The organism is Alloalcanivorax mobilis (genome assembly GCF_002864685.1).
GTDB lineage: Bacteria > Pseudomonadota > Gammaproteobacteria > Pseudomonadales > Alcanivoracaceae > Alloalcanivorax > Alloalcanivorax mobilis.
Genome location: NZ_NMQZ01000001.1, coordinates 320,681 through 339,019, shown reverse-complemented (window position 1 = coordinate 339,019; position 18,339 = coordinate 320,681). Strand labels below are relative to the sequence as shown.

The window sequence follows — 18,339 nt, the reverse complement described above, 5'->3', positions numbered from 1 at the left end:
CTCGCGGGGCTTGAGCGGTCCCGGAAGGCACCGTCCTTGTCCCGCGTCCTCAATGGAGCGGCCCAAGCGCGAGCCAAAAGAAGCTTCCCGCTAATCCGTGATGAATCAAAAAAAGGCCGGCGGGGAGCCGGCCATAAAGGGGAATGGAATTCGGGTCGGGCACTTCCCTGTACCCGGGGCTCCGGTGAGCGCGGAGAAAGAAACCGTTAACGCAGGTTCGCTTTGAGCCACTCGGACAGATCATCGGCGCCGCCGATGCGCTGGCCTTCGATGTACACCTGCGGAGTGGTGCCGGCGCCGGTGACGGCGGCCAGGGTGGAGTAACTCAAGCCCCGGTTGCCCAGCTCGATTTCTTCAAAGCGCAGCCCGGCTTCGGCAAGCTCTTTCTTGGCCCGTGCGCAGTGCGGACAGCCGGGCTTGGTGAACACGGTTACCCGTTTCGGCAGGGCGGCTTCGCCATTAATATGGCCCAGCATGGTGTCCGCGTCGGACACTTCGAACGGGTCGCCGGGTTTCTCCGGCTCCACGAACATTTTTTCCACCACGCCGTCTTTGACGAGCATGGAATAACGCCAGCTACGCGGGCCGAAACCCAGATCCTGCTTGCCCACCAGCATGCCCATTTTCTCGGTGAACTCACCGTTGCCATCGGGCACGAAACGAATATTGTCGGCGGCCTGATCGCCGGCCCAGGCATTCATTACGAAGCCGTCGTTCACCGACAAACAGACAATGTCGTCCACTCCGTTGGCTTTAAACACCGGCGCCAACTCGTTGTAGCGTGGCAAGTGGGTGGACGAGCAGGTCGGCGTGAACGCCCCGGGCAGCGCGAACACCACCACGGTTTTGCCTTTGAACAGGTCATCGGTGGTAACGTCTTTCCATTCATTGCCTTCACGGGTGCGGAAAGTCACCTGAGGTACACGCTCGCCTTCTCTGGACTGCAACATTGAGGTCCTCCTTTGGGTGGATTCGATCATCTGCACAAAGAATAGGGGCGATTCGTTGATAAATAAAACGAATCGCCCCTATTTTATTTATAGCTAAGGACTATCAGTTACCCAGGTGGGCGGACAGCATCCAGGCGGCCTTTTCGTGAATCTCGATGCGGTCGCTGGCAATGGTGGCGCTGCCTTCGTCCTCATGCTGGCCAGCCAGTTTGAGCACCTTATTGGCGCGCTCGGCCACGGTGCGGTGATCCTCGGCCAGGGTGCTCAGCATAGTCATGGCATCGGGTTCGCCTTCGGCGTCCTTGACGCTGGACAGCCGGGCGAACTCCGCGTAACTGCCCGGCGCCTTGCGGCCCAGGGCGCGGATACGCTCGGCGATGCTGTCCACGGCGGTGGCCAACTCGGTGTACTGCTGCTCAAACAGCAGATGCAGGCTGTGGAACATGGGGCCGGTCACGTTCCAGTGATAATTGTGGGTTTTCAGATACAAGGTGTAGCTCTCGGCGAGCAGTTTGCTCAGTTCCTCGGCCACTTCTTTGCTGTGCTCGATCATCGTGTGTCTCCTCCATGGATGGGGTTCGGGTCCACCGCAAGAGTGGCCCCTTGTGCGTGGGAATAAAGCTTTTTCCGCGCCTCCGTGATCCGGATCAGCGTTTATTGGTTCTAAGCTACGAATCCGCGGCCCGGGCAGCGAACCGTTTTTCGGTATTACCTCGATAGGAAACAACAATAAAAGGTTAAAATTCAATAGTTTTAACGAACCGCCGACGCCGGCCGGCCCGATGCTTTACAAGGCCATCCGCCCCCCGGCATGATGCCTTTTCGAGCCGGACGGCCCCGGCACCCGCAGCGCGAGCACCGAGGAACATTCCATGGCATCGCCTTCCGGCGCCACCCCCGTGACCTATTCCCTGGTCGAGGAATTTCTCAACAGCCTCACCCATGGCATCGGCATGGCCCTGAGCATTGCCGGCACCGCGGTGCTGGTGGTGGCGGCCAGCGCCCTGGGCGACCCGTGGAAGATCGTCAGTTTCAGCGTGTTCGGCGCCTGCCTGACATTGCTGTACACCGCCAGCATGCTCTATCACGGCAGCCGCCGGCCGGGCCTTCGCGCGGTCTACAAGGTGCTGGATCATTGCGCCATCTTCGCCCTGATCGCCGGTACCTACACCCCCTTTCTGCTGGTCAATATGCGCGGCGCCGTGGGCTGGACACTGTTCGCGGTGATCTGGGGGCTGGCCCTCACCGGCATCGTGTTGAAACTGGTGTTCGGCAACCGCTATAAACTGGCCCGGGTGGGTATCTATCTGGCCATGGGCTGGCTGGTGCTGTTCGCCTCCGGCGAGCTGCTGAACAGCCTCAATGACATTGGCTTCTGGCTGGTGCTGGCCGGCGGCCTGACCTACACCGCCGGTGTGGTGTTTTACCTGGCGGATCGGTTGCCCTACAACCACGCCATCTGGCATCTGTTCGTGGTCGGCGGCAGCGTGTGCCATTTCTACGCGATCTATTTCGGCGTACTACCCGCCTGAGGAAACCCATGAGGGCAAGGATACTGGGGCTGGCCGCCCCGCCCCTGCTGGTGCTGACCGGCTTCGCCACGGCCGCCGCCAGCCATACCCTGGACACCGTTACGGTCACTACCTCGCGCCAGGAGCAGCCCTTGCTGGATACGCCGTCGGCGGTCACCGTGGTGGACACCGAAGCGGCGCAGCGTGGTCGCCCCAATCTGCAACTGGACGAGGCGCTCAACCGGGTGCCCGGTCTGTTTTTCCAGAACCGCTATAACTTTGCCCAGAACCTGCGCCTTTCCAGCCGCGGGTTTGGCGCCCGTTCGCCCTTCGGCGTGCGCGGGCTGCATCTGCGCGTGGATGGCCTGCCCATCACCCTGCCCGATGGCCAGTCCCAGGTGGACGCCATTGATCTGGACTCGGTGCGGCGGGTGGAAGTGCTGCGCGGACCAGCGTCCAGCCTGTACGGCAACGCCGCCGGCGGCGTGGTGTTGCTGCACACCGCCGATGGCAGCGACGGCCCACCCGGCGCGAGCGTCAGCGTGGAAGGTGGCGGCGACGGCTACCGCAAAGCCAATCTCCAGCAGCAGGGGCGCAACGCGGACGGCAGCCACCATGTCAGCGTCACCGCGCTGGGTTTCGACGGCCAGCGCCAACAAAGCCGGGTGGAAAAATACCAGCTCGACGGCCATTGGCGCCACGCTCTGGCCGGGGGCGAGCTGACCACCCTGGTGAATCTGCTCGACGAGCCCACCGCTGAAGACCCCGGCGGCCTGACCCGCGCCCAGGTGGATGCCAACCGTGACCAGGCCAGCCGCTTCGCGCGCCTGCTGGATGCCGGCCAAACCGTGCGCCAACAGCGCATCGGCGCGGTTTACCGGCACCCCTGGGCGGAGGGCGAATGGCAGGGTTCTCTGCACTACACCCACCGGGATTTCGAACAGCAATTGCCGTTTCCCGGCAGTAGCCTGCTGGGTTACCAGCGGCACTTTTACGGCGGCGACCTGCGCTACAGCGGCCAGGCCGGCCCGCTCGCCTACACACTGGGCACCGAGGTCAGCCGCCAGGAAGACGACCGCTACCGCTTTAACGTCAACGCCGATGGCACCCGCGCCGCACGCTCCGGCGACGAGCAGCAGAACGCCACCGCCGCCGGCCTGTTTGGCCAGGCCACGCTGCCGCTGTCACCGACCTGGAGCTGGACCCTGGGCAGCCGCCTTGACCGGGTGCAGCTGGCCATCGGCGACCGCTTCGCCGCCGATGGCGACAACGACGGCCATCAGCGCTTCAACGAATACAGCTACAGCACCGGCCTGAACTGGCGCCCGGTGCCTGGCCAGCAACTCTACGCCAGTGTCGGCAGTGCCTTTGAAACCCCCACGTTTTCGGAATTCGCCAATCCCGATGGCGGCGGCTTCAATCCGGACCTGGAACCGCAGAAAGCCATCAACCGGGAGATCGGCGCGCGCGGCACGCTGAACCCGCGCTGGCGCTATGAAGTCGCGGTGTTTTCGGTCAGCACCCGTGATGAAATCGTGCCCTATGACGTCAGCGGCCAGACTTTTTATCGCAACGCCGGGCGCACCCGGCGTGATGGCATTGAGCTGGGCCTGACCTGGTTCCCGGACGACTGGACCACGGTGAGCGCCGCCTGGACCTGGGGCCATTACCGCTTCCGTGACGATCAGAGCAACGGCCAGGACCTGGACGGCAACGCCCTGCCCGGCCTGCCGGAAAATCAGCTGTATCTGGAGTACCGGCGCGATTTCGCCGGCGGCGGCTTCGCCGCGCTGGAAACCCTGATGGTGGATTCGGTGTACGCTGAAGACAGCAACCAGACCCGCGTGCCCGGCTACGCGCTGGTCAACGGCCGCGTCGGTCACCGCTGGCAGGGCGCCGGCCAACGCGCGCTGACCGTGTATCTGTCCGCCCGCAACCTGCTGGACCGCGATTACATCGCCAACCTGCGCATCAACACCAACAGCGACCGGCCGCTGGACGAGCGCGGTTATTTCGAGCCCGGCCCGGGCCGCACCTGGATAGTGGGGTTGGAAGCAAAACTGTAATGGCGGGAGCAAGGCCGCCGCCACGGGAGCGGCCCCATCGCGCCCCTGTGCTTACAGGAGCTTTTCGATGTCGTCGGCGAGTTTTTCCGGCTTATCCTTGGAGCCGTAACGGCGCACCACCCGGCCTTCCCGATCGACCAGGAACTTGGTGAAATTCCACTTGATGCCCTGGGTGCCCAGCACACCGGGAGATTCGGCCTTGAGGAATTTAAACAGCGGATGGGCCTGGGCGCCGTTGACCTCGATCTTGTCGAACATCGGGAACGAGACCCCGTAGTTCTTCTCACAAAAGGCGCCGATCTCACCGGCGTCGCCGGGCTCCTGGTGTCCGAATTGATTGCAGGGAAAGCCAAGGATTTCCAGCCCGCGCTCTCCATAGCGCTGATACAGCGCCTGCAGACCCTGATACTGAGGGGTGAACCCGCATTTGCTGGCGGTGTTGACGATCAACAACACCTTGCCCTTGAACTCGGAAAGCGGAATCTCCTGGCCATCCAGGTTACGGGCCTGGTAGTCGTACACGCCCATGCGGGGTCTCCATCAGCAAAGGAACGGCGCCGGCGGCGCCGCCTTCAGCTTATTCGGAATACAGGGCCTGTACCACCGCCTCCGCGGTGACCCGGCTGGAGGGGGGATTCTGCCCGGTGATCAGCCGCCCGTCGGTGACTGCCTGGGCCTCGAACTTGCCCTTGTTGTGAATCTCGGCGCCCAATTCACGCAGCCGTGTTTCCAACAGGAATGGCATCACCTCGTCGAGGCCGACTTCTTTCTCTTCCTCATTCGTGAAACAACTTACCTTGCGGTTGCGAACCAGAGGCTCGCCGTTTTCATCGCGCACGCCGACCAGCGCCGCCGGCCCGTGACAGACCGCGCTGACCACGCCGCCCTGGGCCCAGGTACGCTCCAGCACGCCCGCCACCATGGCATTGTCGGGCATGTCGAACATGGCGCCATGGCCGCCAGGCACGAACACCCCGACGAAGCCGTCTTGCCAGATTTCCTCCAGCGGGCGGGTGTTCTCCAGAACCGAAATGGCCTGCGCCCACTGTTCTTTCTGCTCGTCATCGGGCACCGAGCGCGGATCGATCGGCACCTTGCCGCCCTGCGGGCTGGCCACCACCACGGGCACGTTGTTGTCCTGGAAGATGCGATAAGGAAGGGCGAACTCTTCCAGCCACAGGCCGGTCTGCTGGCCCTGGCCCATCTGCGATGCGCTGGTGACCAGCATCAGAAGGGGTTTATCCAGATTCATAGCCACTCCTCGGTATTCTGAACCGCCCCGACGACGTGCCGCCAGGGCGGGATAATTCTCTTGACCCTGACACACGGGCCATCAAGATGGAATCAATGCCGCCGGCCGGTGCCGGCTCCTTCAGCTCTGGGGGCGAGTGCTCCCATTTCAACGATGTGCTCACCATGAACTGGGAACAACTGCTCAATAAGGGCCGCCTGGGACAGCGCGGCGCCAAGGACGAGAGCGGCCGCACCGCCTTTTTGCGCGATCATGACAAGATCATTTTTTCCGGCGCCTTTCGCCGCCTGGCCCGCAAAACCCAGGTGCATCCGCTGGCCACCAACGACCACGTTCACAATCGCCTGACCCATTCTCTCGAGGTCTCCTGCGTGGGGCGAACCCTCGGCATCCAGGTCGGCGAGCGTCTGCATGCCCTGGGCCTGCTGCCCGCCACCGCCAACCCCACCGACCTGGGCGACATCGTGCAATCCGCCTGCCTGGCCCACGACATCGGCAACCCGCCGTTCGGGCACACCGGCGAACGCGCGATCCGCGCCTGGTTCCAGGAGCGTGGCCAGCGGTACCTGGCGCTGCTGCCCGAGGCGCGCCAATCCGACCTGATCTATTTCGAAGGCAACGCCCAGGGCTTTCGTATCCTCACCAAGAGTGAGTACCACCAGTACCAGGACGGCATGCGCCTCACCTACGCCACCCTCGGCACCTTTCTCAAATACCCCTGGCTCTCGGCCCAGGCCGGCGAACACAGCGCCCGGCCGGGCAAATACAGCGCCTTTGTGTCCGAGGCGGAGGCGTTCCTCGAGGTGTGCGCCGCCACCGGCCTGCGGCCCCAGGGCGAGGGCCGTTTCTGCCGCCATCCGCTGGCCTACCTGATGGAAGCCGCGGACGACTTCTGCTACGCCATTATCGATCTGGAAGACGGCCTGGAGATGGATCTGCTGCACTGGGATGAAGTCTACGCGCTGCTACTGCCGGCATTGCCGGACAGCCCCGAGGTGCGCAAGCTGGTGCACTCGGAGATGCGCGATGGCCGCAAGGCGGCGCTGCTGCGTGGCAAGATCATCGAACGCTTTATCGAAGCCGGCGTGGAAGCGTTCGTGGCCAACCACGACGCCCTTCTGGCCGGCACCATGCGGGGTGATCTTCTGCATCATTGCGAACCCGCGGTCAGCGACGTGGTGGAGAACGCCAAGCAACTGGCGCGCGGTAAGGTGTTCGAGCACCCGCGCAAGATCGAGCTGGAAATCGGCGCTTTTGAAGTGATGGGCGCGTTGCTGGATGGCCTGATCGACGCGGTGCTCTCTCACGCTCTCGGTAATGTCCGCAACTATCGCCATGAGCGCATCATTGATCTGATCGGCCGGCACAGTTTCCCCGAAGGCCTGGCCCGCATGGACGAGCAGGAACGGATTTACCAGTGCATCATGCGGGCGCTGGATTTTCTCGCCGGCATGACCGACAACTACGCCACTTACCTGGCCAAGCAGTTCTCGGGGATGGCGGAGACCCGCTATTAGGGTCTGGGATGGGCCCGTTCACACCAATCTCCGCCGCTCAGGCGGCGCCCGGCCGGCGGCCGCTGGCGCAGGTATACCCAGGCCCGGCCCCAGGGCGTGGCGATCAGGGCACGGTGATAATCGCGGGGGTAATCCTCGAGCACGTCCAGCCGCGCCAATAACCGCCGGTTGATCGCGTAGACCTCGCCCAACACCGCGGTGCGGCCGCCGCGCCCCAGCATCGGGTAAGGCCCCAGATCCACCAGGTGATAGCGGGGCGCGGTGCGGCACTCGCCCAGGCAGGGCGCGCCTTCCAGCCAGCCATGGTTGGGCTGGCCGCGCCGCAGGGTGCCATAAACGAACACTCGCATCACTCGATCAGCGGTAACCGGTGTTCCAGACTGGCCGCGCGCACCGCGTCGGGGATCACGATCTCGGTAGCCAGCGGCAGATGGTCGGAAAGACGGCAATCAGTGAGGACCCGGGAATGGCGAACCTTCAATTCCGGCGCCGCCAGAATGTGGTCGATGTGCCGGTCCGGTGCCCAGCTCGGGTAAGTGTGAAACTCCCCTTCCACCGGCACCATACCCAGCTCCGCCAGGGGCGAGTTGGCGAGGTGCTCCAGGCGGCAGTTGAAATCGCCCATTACCAGCCGGTGGCGGTACGGCGCCAGCAACCCGGCCACATAGCCAAGCTGGGTGTTGCGCATCTTCTCGCCCAGGGCGAGATGCGCCACGGCGATCACCAGCGGCTCCGCCGGATGACCGAATTTCACCACGATCACGCCGCGCCCGGGTAATCCGGGCAACGTGTGGTCCTCCACCGCGAACGGCGTCAACCGACTCAGGAAACCGTTGCTGAACTGACCCAGCCGACCCAGGTTGCGGTTGAGCTGCTGGTGCCAGAACGGGAAGTCGGCCAGCGAGGCCAGATGCACCAGTTGATTGAGATTGCGTGAGCGCAGGCTGCCGCCATCGACCTCCTGCAGGCCGACCACATCAAAGTGACGCACTACGTCGGCGATCTGCTCGATGGTTTCGATACTGCGCGGGTGCGCCACCAGATGCTTCCAGCTTCCGGTCAGGTATTCGCGAAACCGGCTGGTGCCGATGCCGGCCTGGATATTGAAACTGAGCAGCTTAAGGGTGTCCGCGGGAAGTGCCACTTCACGCACCCGGCGGGTGCGGCGGTGGCCCTCCCGGGCGAAGGAAAAGCCCGCCGGGCGGGCCTTCCAATTCTGATAAGCGTTACGGGCTCGCTCCAACAACATGGCGGGGCGTTATTTGCTCTCTTTGTTGATCAGGTAATTGATCACATCGAACATCTCTTCATTGCTTTCCAGATGATCACGCAACACCAGGTACTTGGCGTTCACCACGAACGAAGGCACACCGCTGATCTGATAGTCGCGCGCCAGAGCGTCGGATTGCCGCACCTGGGTGGACACCCCGAAAGAGCTGTAGAGCTGGTTGAACTCTTCCTTATCCACACCGTACTTGGCGAAGAAGTCGGCCAGAGCGGTGGGCGTGAACAGCGGCTCGCGATGCTTGTGAATGGCATCGAACACCGCGCGGTGGGTTTTGGGCAGCAGGTCCAGGCTGTCCGCCACGTAGTAGGCGCGGGCCAGCGGCTCGGAGTTACGCAGGAAGGTCACCGGGCTGCGCACGAAATTGACGTTATCCGGTTTGCTCTTTTCCCAGGCCGTCACGGTCGGCTCCAGGTGGTAGCAGTGCGGGCAGATGTATGAGAAGAATTCACGCACCTCGATCTTGCCCGGTTCTTCCAGTGCGCCTTGGGTTTCCAGAACTTTGTAGTGAGTGCCAGCGGCATATTCTTTCTGATTCGAGTCCGCCGCCATGGCGGTGGACATCAGCCCCAGGCCGAGCAGCAATGCCATAAAGGTACGCAACATGTGGTTCTCCTTGTTGTCGGGTTCTCCAGTGTGACCGCGACGAAGCGAAAATGCTCCCCGGCGACACGGGTTTCAAGCTCAAGAAACCATTATGGGGATATATGGCGCCCACGCCCAGCCACCGCCCAACCCGGGGCAAACAAAAAATCGCCGGGAGCGATTCTGATGTCGCCACGGGCGGTGGCTCCGACGGTGGCCGCCAGGGGCGGCGAGCCACAAAAAAGGTGCTTCGCGGATTAGCGGGAAGTCTCGCTCCAGCCGGGGGCGCGGCTCAGGGCGCGACGCCCTGAGCCGCTTAGCAGTGAGCCTCGGCGACATGGGCCGCTGCAGACGCCGGGTGGAGCGATCCCGGAAGGCACCCACACAGATTCGCGTCCCGGATAGAGACCTCCCGCATAGATTTCCCGCTAAAGCGCGATGAACCAAAAAAAGGCAGCCCGCGGGCTGCCTTTTTGTGTTGCCGGGCGTGAACCTCGCCGTTACTCGGCGTCGCCCTCTTCCTCAACGGAAAGACCGGACAGGAAGCTGGCCACGGCCTTGATCTGGCCGTCGCTCATTTTGCCCGCGATGGTGCGCATCATCGCCTGCGGGTCGTTTTCACGGACCACCAGATTATCGCCCAGGTCGCCACGGCCGGCGGCGCGGAACGCCTTGAGCTGGGCTTCCAGGTACTCGGCATGCTGACCACCCAGCGCCGGGAAGTGCGCGGCGGCCACGCCCTGGCCGCCGGGGCCATGGCAGCCGGAGCAGGCGGGAATGCCGTTTTTCATGTCGCCGCCGCGGTACAGGCGCTCGCCCGCTTCCACCAGCTCCGGATCGGCCTGGCCCGGCTGAATGCTCTGATCGGCGAAGTAGGCGGCCAGATCCTGCATGTCCTGATCGCTCAGGTTGGCGACCATGCCGGCCATGATGGCGTTGTTGCGGGCGCCGGATTTGAACGCCTTGAGCTGCTCAAGCAGGTAGGGCGCGCCCTGACCGGCCAGGCTCGGGTACTGACCAGACGGGGAATTACCATCCTGGCCATGACAAGCCGCGCAGGGGGTCGCCTTTTCTTTACCGGCTTCCGCGTCGCCCGCGGCCAGCGCGGCGGGGGCGGCCAGCACGGCAGCCAAAAGCACAAACAGCTTGAAAAACTTCATGGCCCTTCCTTCAAAAACGGGGAGTTACTTTGAGGTCTTGGACATGTACTCGATAAGAGCACGATAGTCTTGATCGGAGCAGTCACCACACATGCCGCCCGGCGGCATGGCGTTGAAACCTTCTTTGACGTGTTTGACCAGCGTGTCTTCGCCTTTTTCCAGGCGCGGTTTCCACGCTGCCTGGTCGCCTGTTTTGGGGGCGCCCGCGGCACCGCTACTGTGGCAGTAGGTGCAGCTTTGGTCGTAACGTTCCTTGACCGTGGCGGCCTGGGCAACGGAAACGAGACCCAATGCGGCTACCAGGCCGAGCCCGGCGATCAAACCTTTCATGCGGTATCTCCCCATGGAGCTGGCGACATGCTGGCAAGCGGAATTTGCCTTTATAGACAAACACCTGTAGAACTCCGGCCACGCGCCAAACGCGTGACGGCGCGCATTATATACTACGCAGCCGGTGTTGAGTACATACGCATCCACTCCGGCGCCAAGCGCCGCCCCGGCGGTGATTTCCGCTGATTGTACGGACGACATCAGGCCATGTCACAGAGCCCCGCCGAACGCCTGTTGCACCAGGCCCAATTTTTTAAAAGCGCCCAGACCGTTGAGCAATGCCCGCCCGACGAGGGTTTCGAAGTGGCGTTCGCCGGCCGCTCCAACGCCGGCAAATCCAGCGCCATCAACCGGCTCACCGGACAGCGCAGCCTGGCGCGCACCTCGAAAACGCCGGGGCGCACCCAACTGATCAATTTTTTCGAACTGGACCCGCAACGACGGCTGGTGGATTTGCCCGGTTACGGCTACGCCAAGGTGGACAAGGTCACCCGAGCGCATTGGCAGCATCACCTGGACGATTATCTGGCGCGCCGGCAATGCCTCAGCGGGTTGGTGCTGCTGATGGACATTCGCCACCCGCTGAAGGAATTCGACCGCCTGATTCTGGACTGGTCGGCGCGCGCCAAAATGCCGGTGCATCTGTTGCTGACCAAAGCCGACAAGCTCAAGTACGGCGCCGCCAAGACCGCCCTGCTGGCGGTACGCAAGGAACTCACCGGCCACCCCGCCCCGCTGTCCGCGCAGTTGTTTTCGGCCACCGCCGGCACCGGCAGTGAAGACGCCTGGGCATTGCTGGGCGAATGGCTGGCAATCCCCGACGCGCCACAAAACTGACCGGCCGCGTCACCCCCGGGACATTTTGCGACACCCTGGCGCCCGGCACCGGCGGCGGGCTGATCGCGCCATTTCACGGCAACACGTTGATTTAGAAAGGATTTCTCTCTTTTTCGGGAAGTGGCACAGGAGTTGCTTTTCAGGAGGCAGGTACGCAAAGCCCACTTTTCGATGGGCAAAAAAAATCCCTGGCAGCAAGTGGGGGGAAGGGAACGACTGCGCTGCCAGGGAGGCTTGCCGCCCCAGCCTCCTGGGGGAGAGGCTGGGGTGTCCAGAAGCTACGAACCGGCGAGGGTACTGGGGGATCGGGGGTTACCAGTCCGTAGCTATTGATTAGGACCGGCCGCCTTGAGAAAAAGTTTCCATCGGTTCGGACCTTTTACAATTTTCACTGAATCTTTCTAATACCGCCCTGGAACTACTGTTTCCAGGGTCGGCCTTTTGTGTCTTTACGCCGTGCCAGACCCCGATGCATGGCCGCCTTGGCCAGCATGTGCGCGGACACCGGCGCGGTAATAAACAGGAACAACACGATCAGCACTTCCTGAAGCTGCAGGGTTTGCGCCTGCCAGGAAAAAAACAGCAGCGACGCCATGATCATGCCCCCCACGCCCAGGGTGCTGGCCTTGGTGGGCCCGTGCAGCCGCAGGTAAAAATCCGGCAGCCGCGCCAGACCGATGGAACCGATCAGCGCGAACGCCGCGCCCAGCAATATGAAGGCGGCGACCAGAAACTCAACCAGGGAATCCATTATTTTCTCTCCTGCCATCAGCACCGCGTGAGCGGCTATTCAATGATGTCGCCACGGGTCATGTATTTGGCCACCGCCACGGTGCTGACAAAGCCGATCAAGGCAATCAGCATGGCCGCTTCGAAGTACAGCTTGCTGTCGGTGGCGATGCCGTACAGCACGATCAGCGCGATGGCGTTGACGTACATGGTGTCCAGGGCCAAGGCCCGATCCGGCAGGGTCGGCCCGCGCAACAACCGGTACAGATTGAGCAGCAGGGCCAGCACGATCAGGGCGAACCCCACCGGAAGCGCGATCTCTAGCATTCGAAAATCTCCTTGAGCGGCCGTTCATAGCGCTGCTTGATCTCCGCCACCAGGGCCTCGGGGTCGTCCACATCCAACACATGAATCAGCAAGGTGGCGCGGTCCTCGCTGACGTCGGCACTGACGGTGCCCGGGGTCAGGGAAATGGTGCTCATCAGAACGGTGATGGCGAAGTCATCCGTGAGCGCCAGCGGCAATTCCACGAACGCCGGCCGCAAACGGCGCGGTGAACGCAGAATCAGCAATGCCACGGTCAGGTTGGCGACCACGATGTCCCAGTGCACCAGCGCCAGAAAACGCAGCAGCCGGGGCAGATTGCGCAAACGCGGCACGTTCGGCCAGAACGGCCGGGTCGCCAACGGCAACAACAGGGCCAGCAGCAGGCCGAGCAGCGCATGGCCCCAACTGAACCCATTGAGCAGCATCCACGCCAGCCACAACAACAGACTCAACAGCGGGAAAGGCAGTATCCGGATCATCCGCCACCTCCGGCGGTGTTCAGCACCGCATTGATGTACTGGGATGGATCGGCCCATTGGCCGGCGGTGGCATCGCTGATCGCCAGCAGAGGGCCGCCCCACACCGCCATCGCCGGCGCCGCCGCCAGCAACAGAGCCGCCGCGAACAACCGCCAGTAGTCCAGCCGCGGGGCATCCGCTTCGCCGGTGGCGCGCCAGAACAGCGTCGAGCCGGAACGGCTCAGCCCGACCAGCGCCACCAGGCCGGCGCTCAGCAACAGCGCCCAGTAGAGCGGCGCCGGCACCGCCTGCATCAGGGCGACTTTACCGAAGAACCCGGACAGCGGCGGCAAGCCCACCACCGCCACCGCGCCGATAAAGAACAACGGCGCCAGGCCCCCCCGGCCGGCCGGCACCGGCCCGGCCATGATCCGGTCACCCAGGTCGCCGCGACCCCGGCCGATCAGGTCGGCAAGCAGGAACAGCCCGCCGCACACCAACGTGGAATGAATCAGGTAGTACAGCGAAGCACCGAACGCCGCCGGCGTGCCCCAGGCCACGCCAGCCACCAGCGTGCCCACCGACATCACCACCAGATACGCGATCTGCTCGCCGAGACGGCGCGCCGACAGCGCGCCCAGCGCCGCCAGCACCAGGGTCACCAGCGCCACCACCCACAACGCGTTGCGGCCCAGCCCGGCCAGCTCACCGGCACCGAAGGCCAGCCCGTACACCCGCGCGATGGCGTAGATGCCCACCTTGGTCATCACCGCGAACAGCGCCGCCACGCCGGCACTGGCGTTGGCGTAGGTGGCGGGCAACCAGAAATACAGCGGGAACAGGGCCGCCTTGAGCCCGAACACAATCCACAACATCAGGCCCGCCACTTCGGCGAGCGTGCGGGCCTGGCCGTCGAGTTGATTCACCTTGACCGCGAAATCCGCCATGTTGAGGGTGCCGGTGGTGCCGTAGATCAACGCCAGGGCGATCAGAAACAGCGCCGAGCCGATCAGATTGAGCACCACATAATGGATGCCCGCGCCCACCCGCGCCGGGCCACGCCCATGCAGGGCCAAGCCGTAGGAGGCGATCAACAGCACTTCGAAAAACACGAACAGGTTAAACAGGTCGCCGGTCAGAAAGGCGCCATTGATGCCCATCAACTGCAGCTGAAACAGCGCCTGGAAATTGGCGCCGATACGGTCATCGCCCTGGCTCGCGTACAGCAGCGCCGGCACCGCCAGCAGCGAGGTCAGCAGCAGCATCAGCGCGCTGAGGCGGTCCAGCACCAGCACGATGCCAAACGGCGCCGGCCAGTTGCCCAGATCGTAGACGGTGATCTCGCCGGCGAAAGCACGCTGGAACAGCATCAGGGTCACCGGCACCAGCGCCAGGGTGGCGATCAAGCCGGTGGCGCGGCGCAGCCAGAGCCGCTCGCGCACTTCCAGCAACAGCAACATGCCGGCGAAGGCGGGAATCAGGATCGGCGCGATGATCAGGTGGTCCATCAGTCGATCTCCTCATCGCGCCGGCCATCCACATGGTCGGACTTCAATTCACCCTGGCCACGCAACGCCAGCACCACCAGAAAAGCGGTCATCGCGAAGCCGATCACAATGGCGGTGAGCACCAGCGCCTGGGGCAGCGGGTCGGTGGGCGAATCGGACACCCCCACCACCGCCACCTGGTCCAGTTTCAGGCGGCCGGAAACGAACACGAACACATTGACCCCATAGCTGAGCAGGGTGATGCCGAGAATCACCGGGAAGGTCCGGGCCCGCAGCACCAGATACACGCCGGTGCCCACCATCACGGCAATCACGATAGCGATCATCGCTTCCATCAGCCGGCCCTCCTTTTATCGTCAAGCAACGACAACTTGCCCAGATTGGCCAGCATCAACAGCGTGGCGCCCACCACCGTGAAGAACACGCCGGTGTCGAACAGCATGGCGCTGGCCAGTTCGAATTCGCCGACCAGGGGCCAGTGGATGTGATCGAAGGTGCTGGTCAGGAACGGGTAGCCGAACATCCAGGAGGCCAGCCCGGTAATGCCCGCCAGCAACAGGCCCACCGCCACCAGCGGGTGGTAATCGCCAGGCATGCGGCGGTGCACCCACTCAACCCCGGAGGCAACGTATTGCAGCAACAGCGCCACCGAAGTGATCAGGCCGGCGATAAAGCCGCCGCCGGGCAGGTTGTGGCCCCGCAGAAAGATGTACACCGAGACCAGCAACGCCAGCGGCAACAGCGGCCGCGAGATGGTCACCAGCACCAGCGGGTGGGCGTCCCGGGCCCACGGCCGGCCCATTGAATCGGTGGCCGCCGAGTCCAGTTCCAGGTCGCGCAGCAACGCATAGATGCCCAGCCCGGCGATGCCCAGCACGGTGATCTCGCCGAAGGTATCAAAGCCGCGGAAATCCACCAGAATCACGTTCACCACATTGGTGCCGCCACCACCGGGCTTGGCGTTCTCCAGGAAGAACGGGCTGATCGAATCGAAGCCACTGGTCATCATCGCGAAGGCCATCACCCCCACGCCGCCGCCGATCACCACCGCCAGCAGCACGTCCCGGCCCACCCGCAGCGCACCGGATTCCACCCGGGTGCGCACCGGCAGGAAGTACATCGCCAGCATCAGCAGCAGCATGGTGACCACTTCCACGGACAGCTGAGTGAGCGCCAGATCCGGGGCCGAAAAGCGCACGAAGATCAACGACACCACCAGCCCCACCACACTCACCGACATGATCGCGGTCATCCGGTGCCGGTGCAGGAAGGCGGTGATCAACGCCGCCACGATCAGAATCAGACCACCAAGCGCGGCGGCGCCGTCCAGCGGCAACATCGCGCCGGAGTCCGTGAGCAGGGCCGGCGTCAGATACACCAGCAGCATCAATGCCACCACGCCGAGCAGCCAGGCGGCGTAGCTTTGCAAGGAACCGTTGCGCAGGCGCTCGCTGAGCGCCGCGGCAAGGCGCACCAGCGCTTGAACCCGACCCTCGAAAATCAGATTGGCGTCCATCGCGGGCAACCGCTCGTAGGCGGCGAACAAGCGGCGCCGCTGGCTGTAGATCAGCACGCCGCCGGCCAGGGCCACGAAGCTCATCAGCAACGGCAGATTGAAGCCATGCCAGATCGACAGGGTGTACTCAGGCAGCGTGCCGCCCAGGGTGGCGGTGCCCGCCACCGCCAGCAGCGCGCTGACGGTAAACCCCGGAAATACCCCTACCGCCACGCACAAAGCAACCAGGATCTCCACTGGCACTTTCATATAGCGCGGCGGTTCATGGGGCGGAAACTTGGGCAGGTTGACCGGCTCGCCGTTAAAGAACACGTCGTGGATAAAGCGCGCCGAATAGGCCACCGAGAACACCCCGCCCAGGGTCGCGCCCACCGGCAACAGCCAGCTCAACGGGCTGACCGCACCGGCTTCCAGCGCCTCGGCGAAAAACATTTCCTTGGAGAGAAAACCGTTCAGCAGCGGCACCCCGGCCATCGCCGCGGTCGCCACCATCGCCAACACGGCGGTGTAGGGCATATAACGCCACAAACCATTGATGCGGCGCATGTCCCGGGTGCCGGTTTCATGGTCGATGATGCCGGCGGCCATGAACAGCGACGCCTTGAAGGTGGCGTGGTTGATGATATGGAACACCGCCGCCACCGCCGCCAGCGGCGAGTTGAGCCCGAACAGCATGGTGATCAGCCCCAGGTGGCTGATCGTGGAATAGGCCAGCAGGCCCTTCAGGTCGTGCTGGAACAGGGCCACCGCCGCTCCCCACAACAGGGTCGCAAGGCCGGCGCCGGTGACCAGATAGAACCACAGATCGGTGCCCGACAGCGCCGGGTAGAAGCGCGCCAGCAGAAAAACCCCGGCCTTGACCATGGTCGCGGAATGTAAGTAAGCGCTCACAGGCGTGGGCGCCGCCATGGCGTGCGGCAGCCAGAAATGGAACGGGAACTGCGCGCTCTTGGTGAACACCCCCAGCAGCACCAGCACCAGAATCAGTGGATAAAGCGCGTTGGCGCGAATCCGGTCGCCGGCCGCCAGCACCTCGCCAAGGGAGTAACTGCCCGCCACCTGGCCCAGCAACAGGACCCCGGCGAGCAGCGCCAGCCCACCCATGCCGGTGACCGCCAGCGACATGCGCGCCCCTTTGCGGGCGGCGCTCTGGTGCGACCAGAAGCCGATCAGCAAAAACGAACTGAGGCTGGTCAGTTCCCAGAACAGCACCAGCAAAATCAGGTTGTCGCTGGTCACCAGACCGAGCATCGCGCCCATGAACAACAGCAGGAACGCATAGAAGCGCCCGGCCTTTTCGTTGGCGGACAAATAATAGCGGGCGTACACCACCACCAGCAGGCCAATGCCCAGCACCAGCACCGCGAACAGCAACGACAGGCCATCCAGCCGGAACGCCAGGTCCAGGCCGAGAGAGGGCATCCAGGGCCGGGAAAACTGCACGATGCCGCCACTGAGCACCCGCTGCGCCGGCCACCAGAGCCAGACCAGCGCCAGCAACGGCAAGGCCGCGGCGGTCAGCGCCAGCACGGTGCGTGATGCTCGCAGACGCTCAGCCAGCGGTGGCAGTACCGCCCCCAGAAAGGGCAGCAAAACCATAAGGGCGAGATTCATAGGCAATCCGTTGTCGTCAGTCGCGGTCGGGGCCGCTTTGAGCTTAACAGGCCAGGGAAATACCCATGAAAGGCTTTTTCAGTGGGGCATGGCCTGCTTGATGGTATCGAAAAACGGCATCAATGAGACAACGGGGGATCGGGAAAATAGGGGCGCCTGCCCCGTCGCGGGCAGTGCGACAGGGTGATCAGAGTAATGTTGTGCCGCGAGTGGCATTCCATGATAGCTGAGCCTCCTGAATCATCGAGTATGCCACGCAACGACGCTCGCGCCTAACCTTCGCCGCTATCGGGCCAATCGCAAAAGGGGGCGAGGCGGGGCACACTAGCGCCAGGGCTCGGCAAGCCCTGTGAGGTTCCCTAACCATAACAATAGCGAAGGAGATGCCCATGTTACGCTTGAAGCACCTGTTACTTGGCGCCACCGTGGTTCTCGGCGCCGCCGGTTGCGCGCATCAGCCCACCCTGCCCGACAACGCCACTTCGTGTCCGTCGCCACGCCCGGCCATGTGCACCATGGATTACCGGCCGGTGGTCGGCTACTTCGCCAGCGGCACCAAAGCCGGCGAATACAGCAACGCCTGCAATGCCTGCTCGCAGCGCAGCGTCAACTACACGGTCCCCGCCAACAAGCTCTGATCCGCCGGTGCCGGGAGGATACGCGGCGGGGACGGGTGCGTTACACTGACGGTTCG

At 63.7% G+C, this 18,339-nt stretch carries 20 protein-coding genes; 5 read left to right on the top strand and 15 right to left on the bottom strand.

Features of this window, described 5'->3' with window-relative positions; translation table 11 throughout:
• Window positions 1–206: 206 nt before the first annotated feature.
• Window positions 207–950, bottom strand: a complete 744-nt coding sequence (locus CGS25_RS01605) for a glutathione peroxidase (RefSeq protein ID WP_089033764.1) — start codon at window positions 948–950, stop codon at window positions 207–209.
• Between the two features lie 103 nt (window positions 951–1,053).
• On the bottom strand, window positions 1,054–1,503 hold the full coding sequence (locus CGS25_RS01600) for a Dps family protein (RefSeq protein ID WP_089033765.1): 450 nt from the start codon (window positions 1,501–1,503) through the stop codon (window positions 1,054–1,056).
• A gap of 319 nt (window positions 1,504–1,822) precedes the next feature.
• On the opposite strand from CGS25_RS01600, the gene trhA reads away from it, so the two are divergent.
• Both trhA and CGS25_RS01590 read left to right on the top strand, forming a co-directional pair.
• Complete coding sequence (gene trhA / locus CGS25_RS01595; protein WP_089033766.1) at window positions 1,823–2,482, top strand: PAQR family membrane homeostasis protein TrhA; 660 nt, start codon at window positions 1,823–1,825, stop codon at window positions 2,480–2,482.
• Window positions 2,483–2,490: 8 nt separating this feature from the next.
• Window positions 2,491–4,527, top strand: coding sequence for a TonB-dependent receptor family protein (locus tag CGS25_RS01590; protein ID WP_101674328.1), 2,037 nt, complete (start codon window positions 2,491–2,493; stop codon window positions 4,525–4,527).
• A 51-nt stretch (window positions 4,528–4,578) separates the two neighbouring features.
• Here CGS25_RS01590 and CGS25_RS01585 read toward each other — a convergent pair whose 3' ends face one another.
• Together CGS25_RS01585 and CGS25_RS01580 are read right to left on the bottom strand one after the other, a co-directional pair.
• Complete coding sequence (locus CGS25_RS01585) at window positions 4,579–5,055, bottom strand: glutathione peroxidase (protein ID WP_089033768.1); 477 nt, start codon at window positions 5,053–5,055, stop codon at window positions 4,579–4,581.
• Between the two features lie 49 nt (window positions 5,056–5,104).
• Window positions 5,105–5,779, bottom strand: coding sequence for a type 1 glutamine amidotransferase domain-containing protein (locus CGS25_RS01580; RefSeq protein ID WP_089033769.1), 675 nt, complete (start codon window positions 5,777–5,779; stop codon window positions 5,105–5,107).
• A gap of 164 nt (window positions 5,780–5,943) precedes the next feature.
• On the opposite strand from CGS25_RS01580, the gene CGS25_RS01575 reads away from it, so the two are divergent.
• Window positions 5,944–7,296, top strand: coding sequence for a deoxyguanosinetriphosphate triphosphohydrolase (locus CGS25_RS01575; protein WP_101674343.1), 1,353 nt, complete (start codon window positions 5,944–5,946; stop codon window positions 7,294–7,296).
• Here the strand turns inward: CGS25_RS01575 and CGS25_RS01570 are convergent.
• From CGS25_RS01570 to CGS25_RS01550, 5 genes are all read right to left on the bottom strand, one after another.
• On the bottom strand, window positions 7,293–7,646 hold the full coding sequence (locus CGS25_RS01570; protein WP_089033770.1) for a gamma-glutamylcyclotransferase family protein: 354 nt from the start codon (window positions 7,644–7,646) through the stop codon (window positions 7,293–7,295). The genes CGS25_RS01575 and CGS25_RS01570 overlap by 4 nt on opposite strands.
• Complete coding sequence (locus tag CGS25_RS01565) at window positions 7,646–8,545, bottom strand: endonuclease/exonuclease/phosphatase family protein (RefSeq protein ID WP_089033771.1); 900 nt, start codon at window positions 8,543–8,545, stop codon at window positions 7,646–7,648. Before CGS25_RS01565 ends, CGS25_RS01570 begins: the two co-directional genes overlap by 1 nt.
• Before the next feature lie 9 nt (window positions 8,546–8,554).
• Complete coding sequence (locus CGS25_RS01560) at window positions 8,555–9,187, bottom strand: thiol:disulfide interchange protein DsbA/DsbL (RefSeq protein WP_101674327.1); 633 nt, start codon at window positions 9,185–9,187, stop codon at window positions 8,555–8,557.
• A 479-nt stretch (window positions 9,188–9,666) separates the two neighbouring features.
• On the bottom strand, window positions 9,667–10,326 hold the full coding sequence (locus tag CGS25_RS01555; protein WP_101674326.1) for a c-type cytochrome: 660 nt from the start codon (window positions 10,324–10,326) through the stop codon (window positions 9,667–9,669).
• A 24-nt stretch (window positions 10,327–10,350) separates the two neighbouring features.
• Window positions 10,351–10,656: a c-type cytochrome gene (locus CGS25_RS01550; RefSeq protein WP_089033774.1), complete on the bottom strand. Its 306-nt coding sequence runs from the start codon at window positions 10,654–10,656 to the stop codon at window positions 10,351–10,353.
• Window positions 10,657–10,863: 207 nt separating this feature from the next.
• Between CGS25_RS01550 and yihA the strand changes: the two genes are divergently transcribed.
• Window positions 10,864–11,493 (top strand): ribosome biogenesis GTP-binding protein YihA/YsxC, encoded by a 630-nt coding sequence (gene yihA / locus CGS25_RS01545; protein WP_101674325.1) that lies wholly within the window; start codon window positions 10,864–10,866, stop codon window positions 11,491–11,493.
• A 418-nt stretch (window positions 11,494–11,911) separates the two neighbouring features.
• On the opposite strand, the gene CGS25_RS01540 is transcribed toward yihA, so the two are convergent.
• Genes CGS25_RS01540 through CGS25_RS01515 form a run of 6 tightly spaced genes read right to left on the bottom strand, consistent with a single transcriptional unit; the run spans window position 11,912 to window position 17,645 of the window.
• A complete protein-coding gene (locus CGS25_RS01540) occupies window positions 11,912–12,244 on the bottom strand; it encodes a Na+/H+ antiporter subunit G (protein WP_089033776.1) in 333 nt (110 codons plus the stop codon).
• 35 nt (window positions 12,245–12,279) lie between these two features.
• The gene (locus tag CGS25_RS01535; protein WP_101674324.1) at window positions 12,280–12,549 is read right to left on the bottom strand and encodes a K+/H+ antiporter subunit F; all 270 of its coding nucleotides are present in this window, start codon (window positions 12,547–12,549) and stop codon (window positions 12,280–12,282) included.
• Window positions 12,543–13,028 carry a Na+/H+ antiporter subunit E gene (locus tag CGS25_RS01530; RefSeq protein WP_089033778.1) on the bottom strand — a complete coding sequence of 162 codons (486 nt, stop codon included), beginning with the start codon at window positions 13,026–13,028 and terminating at the stop codon, window positions 12,543–12,545. Before CGS25_RS01530 ends, CGS25_RS01535 begins: the two co-directional genes overlap by 7 nt.
• Entirely contained in the window at window positions 13,025–14,515 is a 1,491-nt protein-coding gene (locus CGS25_RS01525; protein ID WP_089033779.1) for a monovalent cation/H+ antiporter subunit D, read from the bottom strand. Before CGS25_RS01525 ends, CGS25_RS01530 begins: the two co-directional genes overlap by 4 nt.
• Window positions 14,515–14,850 (bottom strand): Na+/H+ antiporter subunit C, encoded by a 336-nt coding sequence (locus CGS25_RS01520; protein WP_089033780.1) that lies wholly within the window; start codon window positions 14,848–14,850, stop codon window positions 14,515–14,517. Before CGS25_RS01520 ends, CGS25_RS01525 begins: the two co-directional genes overlap by 1 nt.
• A complete protein-coding gene (locus CGS25_RS01515; protein WP_101674323.1) occupies window positions 14,850–17,645 on the bottom strand; it encodes a monovalent cation/H+ antiporter subunit A in 2,796 nt (931 codons plus the stop codon). The genes CGS25_RS01520 and CGS25_RS01515 overlap by 1 nt, the downstream gene beginning before the upstream one ends.
• 389 nt (window positions 17,646–18,034) lie before the next feature.
• Between CGS25_RS01515 and CGS25_RS01510 the strand changes: the two genes are divergently transcribed.
• Window positions 18,035–18,283 carry a hypothetical protein gene (locus CGS25_RS01510; protein WP_198588659.1) on the top strand — a complete coding sequence of 83 codons (249 nt, stop codon included), beginning with the start codon at window positions 18,035–18,037 and terminating at the stop codon, window positions 18,281–18,283.
• Window positions 18,284–18,339 lie beyond the last annotated feature (56 nt).